This window comes from Bacillus sp. N1(2025), from assembly GCF_053470005.1.
In genome coordinates this window covers 225,692-238,335 of record NZ_JBLTJB010000003.1, presented here as the reverse complement: position 1 = coordinate 238,335, position 12,644 = coordinate 225,692, and the positions used below count along the sequence as shown (strand labels likewise).

Genomic DNA, 12,644 nt, shown 5'->3' with positions numbered 1-12,644 from the left:
TCCATTGCAGTCTTTTTTTATGTGAAGGAATAGCCGTTAAAATCTCTGTAGTTTGCTTTCAGCGGTTTTTGGCATTGATGAACCCATTTCTTTTCACAAATTGTCTTTTTCGGATATTTCACCTTTTCGACTTTAATTCCTCTGTTTCGCAAGCGGCTGATCATTTCATCTAATTCTTTCATTTTCAGATTCACCCTTTCGCCAGAACTTTGACCATTCGGTCAGCTCACTTTATAATATAAATAAAACAAAACAAAAAAACAAGTTACAATCAGGTTAAATTTACGGAATATCAATATGACCATATAGTCATACATGAGAAGCACAAGCCAGCCTCCTGGCTCCGAAAGGGTGGAACCATTGAAGGAAAAAGAAAAGCTGATCATTGAAGCAGCAATCAAACTGTTTGCCCGAAAAGGGTACAAATCTACATCGGTTCAGGAAATCGCCGATGAATGCAAAATCTCAAAAGGCGCTTTTTATCTTTACTTTCCTTCCAAAGAAGCACTGCTCCTATCCATGCTGAATTACTACTATGATAAAACGTTTACCCGAATCACGACGATCCAAACGGAGGGTGACAGTCCGAGAGCCGCTTACCAAAAACAGCTTGCGGTGTTTTACGAATCGATTCTCGCCCATCAGGATTTTATTACCGTGCAGATGAAAGACGGTTCACTTCCTTATACCGAAGAAGCGGCGCAGTGCGGAAAGAGAATCCGCCGGTCGATCCTGCAGTTTCATATCGACAGTCTTCTTGCGATTTACGGAGAAAAAGCTGAACCATACACAGCCGAGCTTTGTTTTTTAATAGAAGGAATCAGTCAGATGTATCTTGAATATCTCATTCTGACCGGCCGGTCCGTACAGCCTTCGCTTTTGGCAAATACCGTGATTCACAGAATTGATGACATCGTAAACGGAATGGCGGACAGACATGATGAAGCGTTTATTTCTCTTGATGAGGCAAGCTCACTGTTTGGGCCCCTTCATAACGGGCAGCCCGATCCTTTAAGCCAATCGATCTTGCAGACCCTCCGCACGCGCATCGGCACGATGGATAAGACGCAAGCATCTGAATTCACCGAGAGCTTGGATATTCTGGAAGCGGAAATGAAGAAAAAGTCGCCGAAACCGGCAATCATCAAAGGAATGATTTTGAATTTGAAGGAATCCGACCTGCTGGCTGAAGATGCAGAACAGCTCAGATTTTTACTGAAACAGCAGTTTATTTAGAAGAACGGCCGCAATGACTGCAGCCGTTCTTTCTTTTTATGCTTTCGGGTGCACCATATCTTCCGGACGCACCATTTCATTAAATTGTTCTTCTGTCAGAAGGTTCAGCTGTAATGCCGCTTCTTTCAGCGTCAGGCCTTCTTTGTGGGCAAGCTTGGCGATTTTCGCGGCGTTTTCATAACCGATGTGCGGGTTAAGCGCCGTAACAAGCATTAATGAGTTAGAGAGATTTTCCTGAATCGTCTCTTGGTTCGGCTCAATACCGACAGCGCATTTGTCATGGAAGGAATTCATTCCGTCACTGAGCAGCTGCACGGTCTGCAGGAAGTTATAGATAATAACCGGTTTGAAGACATTCAGCTCGAAGTTTCCTTGGCTGGCCGCAAATCCGATTGTCGCGTCATTTCCCATCACTTGCGCGGCGATCATTGTCAGCGCCTCACTTTGCGTCGGGTTGACTTTGCCCGGCATGATAGAGCTTCCCGGCTCATTTTCAGGAATGACGATTTCGCCGATTCCGCAGCGCGGGCCGCTTGCCAGCCATCTGACATCGTTGGCAATCTTCATCAGGTCGGCAGCCAATGCTTTTAACGCGCCGTGAACGTGAGTGATTTCATCATGGCTTGTGAGCGCGTGGAATTTGTTAGGCGAACTCTTGAATGTCTGCCCCGTTACTTTTGTGATTTCTTCCGCGACGAATTCACCGAACTGCGGATGGGCGTTGATTCCCGTGCCGACTGCCGTGCCTCCGATGGCAAGCGCGCGGATTTTTTCCGTTGACTCAAGAATCATTTCTTTCGAACGGTCAAGCATGTATACCCAGCCGCTGATTTCCTGTCCGAGCGTCAGCGGAGTGGCGTCCTGCAAATGCGTGCGTCCGATTTTCACAATATCCTGATAAGCTTTCGCTTTTTCATCAAGCGTCGCGCGCAGCTGATCAAGCGCCGGAACGAGCTGCTCATATACGGCAAGAACCGCCGCAACGTGCATCGCCGTCGGGAATGTATCGTTTGAGCTTTGGCTGCGGTTAACGTCATCATTCGGATGAATCTTCAGCTCGGAATTTTTTTCTTTCAATAAAGCAGTCGCGCGGTTGGCCACCACTTCATTCATGTTCATGTTGCTTTGCGTGCCGCTTCCCGTCTGCCAGACAACGAGCGGAAAGTTATCGTCGTATTTGCCGTTTAAAACATCGTCACATACAGCGGCAATCGCCTGTGCTTTTTCAGACTCTAAGTTGCCGAGGCGTTCGTTGGCGATCGCTGTGCTTCTTTTCAATATTGCAAACGCCTTCACAACACGCTGAGGCATTTTTTCTGAACCGATTTTGAAGTTCTCTTTGCTGCGCTGTGTCTGAGCGCCCCAAAATTTATCTGCCGGAACTTTAACTTCTCCCATGGTGTCTTTTTCAATTCTGTAGTCCATTTATGTATCCCTCCATAACAGTTGCTTCACCCTGAGTATTATTCGCCAGTAACAGATGAAACCCTTTTTATTTTTCGGCATTGGCCGTTTTTAATTTCAGCTCAAGATAGACGCGCGAATCCTTAGAGTATTTATACTTCGGATTTGTTTTACGGTATTCTTTCGACGTGTAAGCCACTTCGTAATGCGCTTCAAATGATTTGATGAGCTGTTCAATTTCTTCGGCATTTCCTGCCAGTCTGACTTGTGCCACATCTCTCCTCCGCTTTCATAAAAAACTTGTACCATTAAATACTTTATCATAGTATATCATTTTTTTAACAGGAAAAGATAACCTCAATTAAGGATTGGAAGGCGGGTGACTGTCGATGGCGCAATCGGAATTCAAGGAATACATACACGTTAATCTGGCACTGGTGCTTCCCCACGTAGAGCAGAATGATGACCTGGTTCAAAATAAAAAGATGCTTCCGAACGGGCTTGTTTTTTATTATATGTATCTGAGTGAAATGAACGACGAAGACAAAATAAAAGAGGCGATTGAAACGCTGCTTCGGGAGGAAGACACTCTGACGCTGGATACGGTGACGAAACGTCTTGATAAGATCGACGCCCGTCCCGTCTTTACGTCGAAGGAAGCCGTCATCTCCATTCTGCGGGGAAAATGCGCCGTGTTTATTAACGGACTTGACAGCGTATACATTTTGTCCACGGGAAAAAGAGAAAAAAGAAGCGTGAATGAACCCACATCCGAAAAGGTCGTAAGAGGTCCGAAAATCGCCTTCATAGAAGATTCTGATACAAACGTCGCCATGATCAGGCAGCGCACGAACCATCCGAAGCTGAAAACGAAAAAGGTTCCAATCGGAGAAAATAAGTTAAAATACGCCACTGTCATGTACATAGATGATAAGGCGGACCCGTCTGTCGTCAGCGATGTTGTAAAGCGCCTCAGCGAAGTGAAGATGGACGACATCCAGGATTCCGGAACGCTTGAGGAGCTTATTGAGGATAATAAGTATTCGCCCTTTCCGCAAATACAAAATACGGAACGGCCTGATAAAGTCTCTTCCGCCTTGTTCAACGGCCGCGTCGCCATCCTTGTCGACAACTCGCCGTTTGCGCTGGTGGTTCCGGCTTCTTTAGGAATTTTAATGCAGTCTCCCGATGATTATTATGAACGGTGGATTTCCGCCTCGCTCATCCGGGTGCTGCGGTTTACGTCTATTTTTATTACGCTGTTTTTTTCGTCCATTTATATCGCCCTCGTTTCGTTTCACCAAGGGCTGCTGCCGACATCGCTTGCAGTCACCATCGCGGCGAACAGAGAAAACGTTCCCTTCCCGCCTATCATTGAAGCGATGGTAATGGAAATTACGATAGAGCTGCTGAGAGAAGCGGGCTTGAGGCTTCCCAGCCCGCTCGGCCAGACGATCGGATTGGTGGGCGGAGTCGTCATCGGCCAGGCGGCCGTTGAAGCGAATATTGTCAGCTCCATCATGGTCATCGTGGTCAGCATTGTCGCGCTTGCTTCATTTACGGTGCCGCAGTACGGGATGGGTCTGTCATTCCGTGTGCTCCGTTTCATTTCGATGTTTACCGCCGCAGCTTTCGGGCTGTACGGCATGATTTTATTTATGCTGGCGATCTACACTCATTTATCGAGACAGCGAAGCTTCGGTTCTCCGTATTTCTCGCCGAATGGATTTTTCAGCTTAAAAAACGCAAACGACTCTATTCTCCGTCTCCCTATTAAAAATCAACCAAAAGAGGCGAAAAACGTAAATGAGCCAGAAAACAACTCTCAATAAGCTTACTAGCTATCAAGGGACGGCATTGATTTCCAACACGATGCTCGGGGCGGGACTCCTTACCATGCCGCGGTCGCTGTCATCAAGGGCGAATTCGCCGGACGGCTGGATTGCATTATGTCTGGAAGGCGTCATCTTTATCTTTTTGATTTATCTCAATACGCTCATTATGAAAAAGCATCAGTACGGATCATTGTTTGATTATATGAACGAAGGCCTCGGCAAATGGGCGGGAAATATCGTCAATCTTATGATCTGTCTCTATTTTATAGGAGTCGCCAGCTTCGAAGCCCGGGCGATGGCGGAAATGGTCAAGTTCTTTTTATTGGAGAGAACGCCCGTGCCGGTTACGCTGTTTATCTTTATCGCCTGTTCCGTTTATTTAATTATCGGCGGCATGAGCGATCTCGGCAGGCTCTTTCCTTTCTATTTAACGATTACGATCATTATTTTGCTGGTGGTGTTTTCTTTCAGCTTTAAAATATTTGATCTGGACAACCTGCGGCCGGTGCTCGGACAGGGGTTTTCTCCCGTTATGGCTTCCTTGACCGTCGTTTCTGTTTCATTCTTAGGAATTGAGATTATGCTGTTTCTCCCTGAGCACATCAAAAATAAAAAGCACACGTTCCGTATGTCGGCCATGGGCTTTGGCATCCCGATTATTTTATACATCATTACCTACGTGCTCGTCGTCGGCGCCTTAACCACCCAGGATGTCAAAACAATGATCTGGCCTACGATTGCGCTTTTTCAATCATTTGAAATCAAAGGGCTTTTTATCGAAAGATTCGAGTCTTTTTTGCTTGCCGTCTGGATTATCCAATTTTTCGCCACCTATGTATCGTACGGATATTTCGCGACATCGGGTCTTAATAAAATTTTCGGGCTGAAGCACAAAAAGGGCATCATTTTCGTAGGCATTGCGACATTCTTCGGATCATTGATGCCCAAAGACGCTAACAAGCTGATGCTGTTCAGTGATATTCTAGGCTATATCTTCTTGGTTTTCTTTTTGCTGCCTTTACTGATGTTTGCAGTCGTCGCTGTGAAAAGGAAGGTGAAAAAAGCGCAATGAAGAAATATATCGTAATCATTCTTTGCACATTGCTTTTAGCCGGATGCTGGGACAGCCGCAATATAGAAGATTTGAGTCTCGTTATCGGCGTCGGGCTCGATAAACCCGAGGAAGAAAACGTGGAAGTGACGCAGCAGATTCTGGTTCCGCAAAAAGCAAGTTCCCAGCAGTCGTCGTCAGGGAGCGACACGACAAAGGTGACTTCCACTTCCGGAGAAACCGTCCATCAAGCCTTACGAACGGCATCATTAAAAAATCACCCCGCTTTCTCCCAGCACTTGCGTATCATGCTGTTTTCCGAGGCGCTGTTAAAGGACGACATCCCGCTTGACGCATTGATGAACCAATTTATCAGGGACAACGGTACGAGAAGAAGCTGCAATGTGATGACGGTGCCGGATAAAACGAAAGATATTTTCAAAATCAGTGACCAGGGAGAGCCTGCGTCAAATACGATCTATGACTTAACGGAGAATAATGCGGTCACCATCCGGATGATGGAGCCCGTGACATTGGGGGAAATATCCGAGAGAATCGCCAAGGGCGAGACCTTTGCCCTTCCTCAAGTTCGCAAAGTGGGCAGCAGACTGGAAATCTGGGGCGCTACCATTATTAAAAATAAATTCTGGTATGCGAATCTAACTCCTTTACAAGTCCAGAATATGAACCTGTTCACAGGCACGGTAAAGGGAGGCGTTACGTTTGCAAAGCATGACAATTATTATTTGTCTTTCGAGGTATTTTCCAGCAAATATGATGTAAAAACACAATATAAAAACGGAAAATTCAAGTTTATCGTTACCCGGTTTGTTGAAGGCCGTCTATCTGAGGATTGGAACCCGAAAGAAGATTCCTTCAAGGAGTCCTATATAAATGAAATCAAAAACGCGGTAAAACGCAGCATTCATTCAGATGTCATGGCATTCATTGATTACATGCAGCATGAGTTGAAAGTGGATATTACCGGGTTAGGCGATCAAGTCCGGATTCATTATCCCGATAAATGGAAAAAGATATCCTCTGACTGGGATCATCACTTCAGTGAATCGGATATTGAATACAAAGTCAAAGTCGCCATCAGGGATTTCGGAACAAAGGGAATGTCCCAATGACCCCGTTCCTCGGGAGAGTGTGCTGGCACCGCTCTCCTTTTCTTATGTCACGAGATGATTGCGGTGGGCATATACGGCTGCCTGCGTGCGGTCACTGACATCAAGCTTTGACAATATATTCGTAATGTGGGTTTTCACCGTTTTAATCGTAATGAACAGCTCTTCACCAATCTCTTTATTCGTCTTGCCTTCCGCGACGAGACAGAGGATTTCCAGTTCTCTTTTTGTCAGCGTTTCATGCGGAAGCTGATTCTCTGAATGGCGCAGCCTTGACAGCACTTTTCCCGCCACCTTCGATTCAAGCTTCGGTTCGCCCTTGGCAGCCGCTCTGATGGCTTCGGCTATTTCTGCCGCCTTGGACGTTTTCAGCAAATAGCTGAGCGCTCCCGCTTCGATCACCGGATACACTTTGTCGTCATCAATAAAGCTCGTCAGCACGATGATTTTCGGGTCATTGAGTGTCGCGCAGATCTGTTTTGTCGCTTCGATACCGTCCATGCCGTCCATGACGAGGTCCATTAAAATCACATCCGGCAAAAGCTTTGCGGCCAGATCGACGCCCTGCTGCCCGTCTGATGCTTCACCGGCGACTTCAATGTCCGGCTGTGCTTCTAAAAATGCGGCCAGACCCATCCTGACCATTTCATGATCATCAATCAGTAACACTCGAATCACTGTCGTTCTCTCCTTTTGTTTTCTGATAAATCGGGACTTTCACGTCGATCTGCGTGCCTTTTCCCTTTACGGAGATAATTTCCGCTATGCCGCCGATTTCACTCGCTCTTTCCTTGATGGAATGCAGGCCGTATGAGGATGCTTTCACTTGATCCATCGTAAAACCCGCCCCGTTATCAATGACTTTAAGCTGAAGTTTTTGATGTTTCGCGCCGAGCCTGACGGTGACCTTGGTCGCCTTTGAATGTCTGAAAACGTTGGAAAGCGCCTCCTGCACGATGCGGAACAGATGGTCTTCAACGCCTTTTGACACACCCGTATCGCTGATGTCCCACTCAATATCCAGCGGCTGCTTCGCTTTGAACTCTTTTAACAGCTCAATCAGCCCTTCTTTTAAGCCTTTTCCTTCTAAAGTGACGGGCCGCAAATGCAATAGCAGCGCTCTCATCTCGTTTTGCGCTTCCCCCGCCATATGTTCAACCATGCGAATCCGTTTGACGATTTTGTCATCCGCATCTTTCACCTGCTCTAAGACGGCGGATGTCATCATAGAAATGGCAAAGAGCTGCTGGCTGACGGCATCGTGCAGATCGCGCGCCAGCCGCTGGCGTTCTTCAGTGATGACCGATTTTTTCATTTGATCCTGCCATTCCGCCCGTTCGTTGGAGAGCTTTTGCAGCGATGTGACCTGGAGCTCGACCCGCTTGGCCATTTCGTTGAGCTGGTCTGCCGCCAGACCGATTTCATCATCGCCGAGCGGCGGCACCCGATAAGCAAAATTGCCGTTTTCAAATTTCAAAACCGCTTCAATCAGTGTATCCATTCTTGTTTTAAGGCGGCCGCCATATACATAACCGGAAATCAACCCCGCCGAAAGAGACGCCAAAAGCAGGATGACCACAAACGGAATACCGAACCAGCCGGAAGAAAACAGCAGCATCGGGTCAAGCCCGTAATACAGCAGCATCAGCGTAATAAACACCGCGCAAAGGAGCAGACTGAGTCCCGCGGTCATCCGCATGGCGCGCCACTGAATATTGGCGAGTAATTTTTTCCTCATAAATACTTCACATCCACATCGCCGATGAATAACGAAATTGAAATTTTAATCCGCCGCGGCGAATCGCCGTACTCAGACGATACTTTATACAGATTCGGGCTCATGCCGCTTTTCTTAGAGCCGAGCAGGTTCATATCGCCGATAAAAGCCGATGAACTGACGGACACTTCGATATCCGGCGGGACGTACACATCAACATTGCCGATGACACCGCTGATGGTCATCGTACTTTCTCCTTCGGGAATCATCGCTTTTGACAAATCAATTTTCACATCGCCGATGAATCCGGAAACATTTAAATCATTCAGCTCAAACGGGTCCTTCATCATCCGGAGCTCGCCGATAAAAAAGCTGCGGAGGTCCGGCTGTCTGCTTTCCGTCTGGGCGGAAGGCTTTGGCTGCTCTTCTTTTTCAAGATTGATTTTCTTCTCTTTATGTTCATACACGCGCTTTCCTTTCAGGAGCCTGTAGCCCGCGTAGATGAGAAAGGCGGCGAAGGCATAGCCGAACAGGTTAAAGGTGGCGCTGAACAGGTTTCTCAAAAATAAAAAAGCGGCGAAGATATAGAGGACGGAGCCGAGCCAGCCGCGGGAATATTTATTAAAAATATAGCCTGTGATCAGAAAAAAGAGCGGCCAAAACAAGAAGTCGCCGATGCCGATAATACGCAAAAACATGCTGACGCCTAATAAGGCGATGATAAGTCCGAGAATCTGTTTTTTTGCCATCAGCTGCTTGCCCCTCCTTTCCTTGACTATTGCAGTGCAATATTGCCGCTCGTCACTTTTATATCAATCGGCCTGGCGCCGCTGCCTTTCATGCCGGTAAATGCCCCGCCTTCCTTACTCGTTTTCTCAAAGGAATAAGACGGCCGAATCCTTCCGCTTGCCGTCTCGGCGTTCACCGTAAAACTTCCGTCTTTCGGCAGGCTGATCGCTGCGCTGCCGCTCGCAAGCCTGACGGATACGGGAGCATCCGCCGTCTCAAGCGAGGCATCGACACTGCCAGAAGCGACCCGCACGTCAAGGGCGCCCGCCACATGTTGAAGCCCGACATGTCCCGAGGATAAACGGACAGCCCCCGTTTTTGCCGCAAGGCCTGCTGCTGTGAGATTGCCCGACAGCCCCTTCGCTTCAAACACATCCGTCTTCACGTGCTTCAGCGACATGTTCCCGCTTACAGAACGGACGCCGAGGTGCGCAAGAGACAGCCCCTTGTTTCCGTCGACGGCAATGCTGCCGCTTGATGTATGGACGGTGATGTCCCGATGATAATCATACGGAATGCGGACAATCAGCAGAGGGCGCTGAAAGAGATTCAGAAATTGGAACCCTTTCTCCTTCGCTTTAAGATTGAGGGTCTTTCCCCTGTTTTGGACAAACATTTTCCCCGCCGGTCCCGTCATGTTTGCCGCGATATCATTCCGCGCTTCCGCGATGATTTTCACATCCGTCTGTTCCGATGAAACCGACAGGCTGTTGACGGCACGCGGCGGTATGCTTGCCGATTCCGCTTCTGTTTCGTACAGCGGAAAAAAACGCCCGGCAAACACTTCTTTCACCAAAAACAGACAGCAGATCAGAACGGACGCCGCCATCAGTCCTTTGGCAATCTTACGCTTCATTACGTTCCATCCTTTTTCATTCATTTTATTATAAAGGAAAAGCCGGATAATTGATACGTGCGTATAGGGAAGAGGCGTAAACGCGCCGATCTTCCCTTGTGCACATTATTCATGAGCCGCTTTTTGACGCTCTGTTTTTTCCAGAGAAAGCGAGCGCATTTTTTCAATCTCAGCTTCCACCTCGTCTGAATATTGGGAGCGGCTGTATTCTGTGTTCGCCTCAGCTGAAGTGCCGTATTTGACGCGGACTTCCATTTCTTCAATGCGGCTTTCCATTCGAAGGAACTCTCTGTAGGCGCTTTCGCTGTCAATTTTGTCGAAAGAAGCGTTCATATGTTCCTTCGCATTTGCCGCGTTTGCGCGGGCGATGAGCGCCTGTTTTTTATCCTTTACGTCGCGGAGGCGCGTTTCTAAAGTTTCCAGCTGCTCTTTCAGCTCTGCCAGCTGTGTTTTCGCCTGCTCATACGCTTTTTCATGTTCGGCCGCTTTTCCCTCAAGGTATTTCATTTCAGTCAGCGCCTTTTTCGCCAGCTCCTCTTCCCCGGCATCAAAAGCAAGCTGAGCCTGGTTTTTCCGTTTTGCCGCCGTTTCGGAGGCGTCTTCCTGTTTTTTCTTAAACTGATGGACGATCGTATGCTGTTTGACAATCGTTTGTTTCGCCTTAGCGATGTCACTTTCCATATCACGCACATATTGATTCAGCATGACTTTCGGATTTTCTAATTTATCAAGCCCTTCGTTAACAGATGCGACGAACATATTTCTTATTCTTTTTAAGACCATTTTGTCTTCCTCCTTATTTTTTCTTCAGAAATTCTTCCCATTCAGAGTCAAATCCGGATTGATAGCCCGGTGATGCCGCTTCCGGTTCATACTGGCGGGAAGCGGTATCTGAGCCGCCCTGCTTCATCATCTTCCACCCGAAATACACCATGGCGCCGGCCAGTCCGATCGCAACGATAAATGGAAGAGAACCGACGAGAATCATAGCTCCGATGACGCCCGCGATGATACCCGATACCGCCCGGCCTTTTGAAAAACGTTTGATTCCCCAGTAAAGCATCAGGCCTCCGATCGCCAGCGGGATGATAAATGCGAAATGGCCTCCTCCGAAAAAGACAGAAAGTCCGAACACAATCAGCAGAAAGCCGCCTGCCGTTTTACCATTTATATTCATGCAGATCCTCCTTTCGTTTTCCTTGTCTTTACTATAAACAAATCCCGCGGCCGGCAAAACGAGTCAGAGATTGATTTTCATATCAGACCGGAGTCGTATAAGCCCCCGGACCTTCGCATAAAAAAACGCCGCTGCACCGGACGGCGCAGGGCGTTTCACGAAAAATCTATATTCTGATGCTCGCTTCTTTTTCCCTGATGAGATCTGAGCGTTCAGCTTTGGCCAGCTTCGTAAAGAACAATATTCCCAGACCGGACAGGACTTCAACGAGACCGCCGGCGGCAATGACTTTTCCGGGACCGAAGGCGTTAGCCGCGTATCCGCAAAGAACCGCGCCGAGCGGAATGGATATGTTTGAGATCATATGGATGACGGCATAGACTTGCGGCTGGTCATCATGGTCCACAGACGTCTGAATAATCGTATATTCCGGCACATTAATAGCGCTGACGGCAGATCCGAACGCAAACGCGGCGAGGAAGACGAGCGGCAGAAAAGTGTTGAGGCCGGTGATGAAAAATGCCGCTCCTTCTATGATTCCCGCTGACACAAACAGGAGACCGTATTTGTTCACCTTCACCTTAGCCAAAATAAAACCCATTAAAAAGGCTCCGCCCGTGCCTGTCGCTTTCAAAAGCGAGTAGATGATCGGCGGCATGTTTAAATCTTCGGCGACATAAACGGCAGAGAGCGCCTCCCACGGAGCGGCCGCAAAATTCATGAAGATACAATAGATGGCGAGCGGGTATAAAATCTGGTGTTTCCTGACAAGAACGAAACCCCGTTTGAGCCTTCCGAAATACGTCCCGCGCTGTCTGACGGCGACTGTATCCTGTTTGGCATGCTGGACTTGGTATGACATAAAGAGTACGAGAAAACCTGATAGAAGATAGAATATAAGAGCGATAAACAAAGAATAAGCGGGACTGATAAATGTTAAGAACACCCCGCTCAGCGTAATGGCGGCAAGCCTGACGATCTGGCCTGATGACTGGATGACCGCATTCGCTTTCTGCAGGCTGTTTTCTCTGACAATATTGGGGATTAATGAGATAGATGCAGGATTATAAGCGGCTCCCGTGGCTGAATGCACAATCATGAGAAGCATGACAAACCATAAAGGAGAAAAACCGTTAAAGTAACAGACCGGAATGATCAACACGACCGCCGCGCGCGTCAGGTCGGAGAAATACATCCAGAATTTCAGCGTATGCTGCTTCATAAAAGGCCCGGTAATCGGCGCCAGCATCGCCTCCGGAAGGAACGTGACCGCAATGAGCAGGGACGTGCCGATCGCGCCTTCCCCGTCAAAAATCAAAAACCACAGAATGGAATTAAAGGCAAAACCGTCGCCTGACAATTTAACTAGCCTTGAGATAAACAGAAGGGTGAAATTTTTATTCCAGATGCTCTCGCTCTTATTATATGTATCCATCTATCAAATCCCCC

Annotated in this window: 14 protein-coding genes; 4 read left to right on the top strand and 10 right to left on the bottom strand. The window is 47.8% G+C overall.

Annotation, left to right across the window (positions count from 1 at the left end; translation table 11 throughout):
* Window positions 1-17: 17 nt before the first annotated feature.
* Complete coding sequence (gene spxO / locus ACNFN4_RS08965) at window positions 18-182, bottom strand: anti-adapter protein SpxO (RefSeq protein WP_003151811.1); 165 nt, start codon at window positions 180-182, stop codon at window positions 18-20.
* Between the two features lie 178 nt (window positions 183-360).
* Here spxO and ACNFN4_RS08960 point away from each other — a divergent pair, with 178 nt between their 5' ends.
* Window positions 361-1,236: a TetR/AcrR family transcriptional regulator gene (locus tag ACNFN4_RS08960; RefSeq protein WP_007410065.1), complete on the top strand. Its 876-nt coding sequence runs from the start codon at window positions 361-363 to the stop codon at window positions 1,234-1,236.
* A 36-nt stretch (window positions 1,237-1,272) separates the two neighbouring features.
* Here the strand turns inward: ACNFN4_RS08960 and fumC are convergent, their stop codons facing one another.
* Window positions 1,273-2,661, bottom strand: coding sequence for a class II fumarate hydratase (gene fumC, locus ACNFN4_RS08955; RefSeq protein ID WP_007410064.1), 1,389 nt, complete (start codon window positions 2,659-2,661; stop codon window positions 1,273-1,275).
* 67 nt (window positions 2,662-2,728) lie between these two features.
* Complete coding sequence (locus ACNFN4_RS08950) at window positions 2,729-2,914, bottom strand: YvzF family protein (protein ID WP_182071988.1); 186 nt, start codon at window positions 2,912-2,914, stop codon at window positions 2,729-2,731.
* Between the two features lie 115 nt (window positions 2,915-3,029).
* Between ACNFN4_RS08950 and ACNFN4_RS08945 the strand changes: the two genes are divergently transcribed.
* The 3 genes from ACNFN4_RS08945 to ACNFN4_RS08935 are packed head-to-tail and all read left to right on the top strand — an operon-like array spanning window position 3,030 to window position 6,659.
* Entirely contained in the window at window positions 3,030-4,472 is a 1,443-nt protein-coding gene (locus ACNFN4_RS08945) for a spore germination protein (protein WP_020954311.1), read from the top strand.
* Window positions 4,447-5,547: a spore germination protein gene (locus ACNFN4_RS08940; RefSeq protein WP_007410062.1), complete on the top strand. Its 1,101-nt coding sequence runs from the start codon at window positions 4,447-4,449 to the stop codon at window positions 5,545-5,547. The genes ACNFN4_RS08945 and ACNFN4_RS08940 overlap by 26 nt, the downstream gene beginning before the upstream one ends.
* On the top strand, window positions 5,544-6,659 hold the full coding sequence (locus ACNFN4_RS08935) for a Ger(x)C family spore germination protein (protein WP_007410061.1): 1,116 nt from the start codon (window positions 5,544-5,546) through the stop codon (window positions 6,657-6,659). Before ACNFN4_RS08940 ends, ACNFN4_RS08935 begins: the two co-directional genes overlap by 4 nt.
* 42 nt (window positions 6,660-6,701) lie before the next feature.
* On the opposite strand, the gene ACNFN4_RS08930 is transcribed toward ACNFN4_RS08935, so the two are convergent.
* The 7 genes from ACNFN4_RS08930 to ACNFN4_RS08900 form a co-directional block, all read right to left on the bottom strand.
* On the bottom strand, window positions 6,702-7,334 hold the full coding sequence (locus ACNFN4_RS08930; RefSeq protein WP_007410060.1) for a response regulator transcription factor: 633 nt from the start codon (window positions 7,332-7,334) through the stop codon (window positions 6,702-6,704).
* A complete protein-coding gene (liaS, locus tag ACNFN4_RS08925) occupies window positions 7,312-8,394 on the bottom strand; it encodes a two-component system sensor histidine kinase LiaS (protein ID WP_003151796.1) in 1,083 nt (360 codons plus the stop codon). Before liaS ends, ACNFN4_RS08930 begins: the two co-directional genes overlap by 23 nt.
* Window positions 8,391-9,122, bottom strand: a complete 732-nt coding sequence (gene liaF / locus ACNFN4_RS08920) for a cell wall-active antibiotics response protein LiaF (RefSeq protein ID WP_003151794.1) — start codon at window positions 9,120-9,122, stop codon at window positions 8,391-8,393. Before liaF ends, liaS begins: the two co-directional genes overlap by 4 nt.
* Before the next feature lie 26 nt (window positions 9,123-9,148).
* Window positions 9,149-10,018: a LiaG family protein gene (gene liaG / locus ACNFN4_RS08915; RefSeq protein ID WP_059367852.1), complete on the bottom strand. Its 870-nt coding sequence runs from the start codon at window positions 10,016-10,018 to the stop codon at window positions 9,149-9,151.
* 105 nt (window positions 10,019-10,123) lie between these two features.
* A complete protein-coding gene (gene liaH / locus ACNFN4_RS08910; protein ID WP_007410057.1) occupies window positions 10,124-10,801 on the bottom strand; it encodes a stress responsive protein LiaH in 678 nt (225 codons plus the stop codon).
* 13 nt (window positions 10,802-10,814) lie between these two features.
* Entirely contained in the window at window positions 10,815-11,195 is a 381-nt protein-coding gene (locus ACNFN4_RS08905) for a protein liaI (RefSeq protein WP_007410056.1), read from the bottom strand.
* A 166-nt stretch (window positions 11,196-11,361) separates the two neighbouring features.
* Window positions 11,362-12,630, bottom strand: a complete 1,269-nt coding sequence (locus tag ACNFN4_RS08900) for an MFS transporter (protein WP_007410055.1) — start codon at window positions 12,628-12,630, stop codon at window positions 11,362-11,364.
* Window positions 12,631-12,644 lie beyond the last annotated feature (14 nt).

Bases quoted from the DNA above. Each gene is read 5' to 3' on its own strand.
- spxO (WP_003151811.1), bottom strand. From the start codon at position 182: ATGAAAGAATTAGATGAAATGATCAGCCGCTTGCGAAACAGAGGAATT.
- fumC (WP_007410064.1), bottom strand. From the start codon at position 2,661: ATGGACTACAGAATTGAAAAAGACACCATGGGAGAAGTTAAAGTTCCG.
- ACNFN4_RS08945 (WP_020954311.1), top strand. From the start codon at position 3,030: ATGGCGCAATCGGAATTCAAGGAATACATACACGTTAATCTGGCACTG.
- ACNFN4_RS08940 (WP_007410062.1), top strand. From the start codon at position 4,447: ATGAGCCAGAAAACAACTCTCAATAAGCTTACTAGCTATCAAGGGACG.
- ACNFN4_RS08935 (WP_007410061.1), top strand. From the start codon at position 5,544: ATGAAGAAATATATCGTAATCATTCTTTGCACATTGCTTTTAGCCGGA.
- liaS (WP_003151796.1), bottom strand. From the start codon at position 8,394: ATGAGGAAAAAATTACTCGCCAATATTCAGTGGCGCGCCATGCGGATG.
- liaF (WP_003151794.1), bottom strand. From the start codon at position 9,122: ATGGCAAAAAAACAGATTCTCGGACTTATCATCGCCTTATTAGGCGTC.
- liaG (WP_059367852.1), bottom strand. From the start codon at position 10,018: ATGAAGCGTAAGATTGCCAAAGGACTGATGGCGGCGTCCGTTCTGATC.
- liaH (WP_007410057.1), bottom strand. From the start codon at position 10,801: ATGGTCTTAAAAAGAATAAGAAATATGTTCGTCGCATCTGTTAACGAA.
- ACNFN4_RS08905 (WP_007410056.1), bottom strand. From the start codon at position 11,195: ATGAATATAAATGGTAAAACGGCAGGCGGCTTTCTGCTGATTGTGTTC.
- ACNFN4_RS08900 (WP_007410055.1), bottom strand. From the start codon at position 12,630: ATGGATACATATAATAAGAGCGAGAGCATCTGGAATAAAAATTTCACC.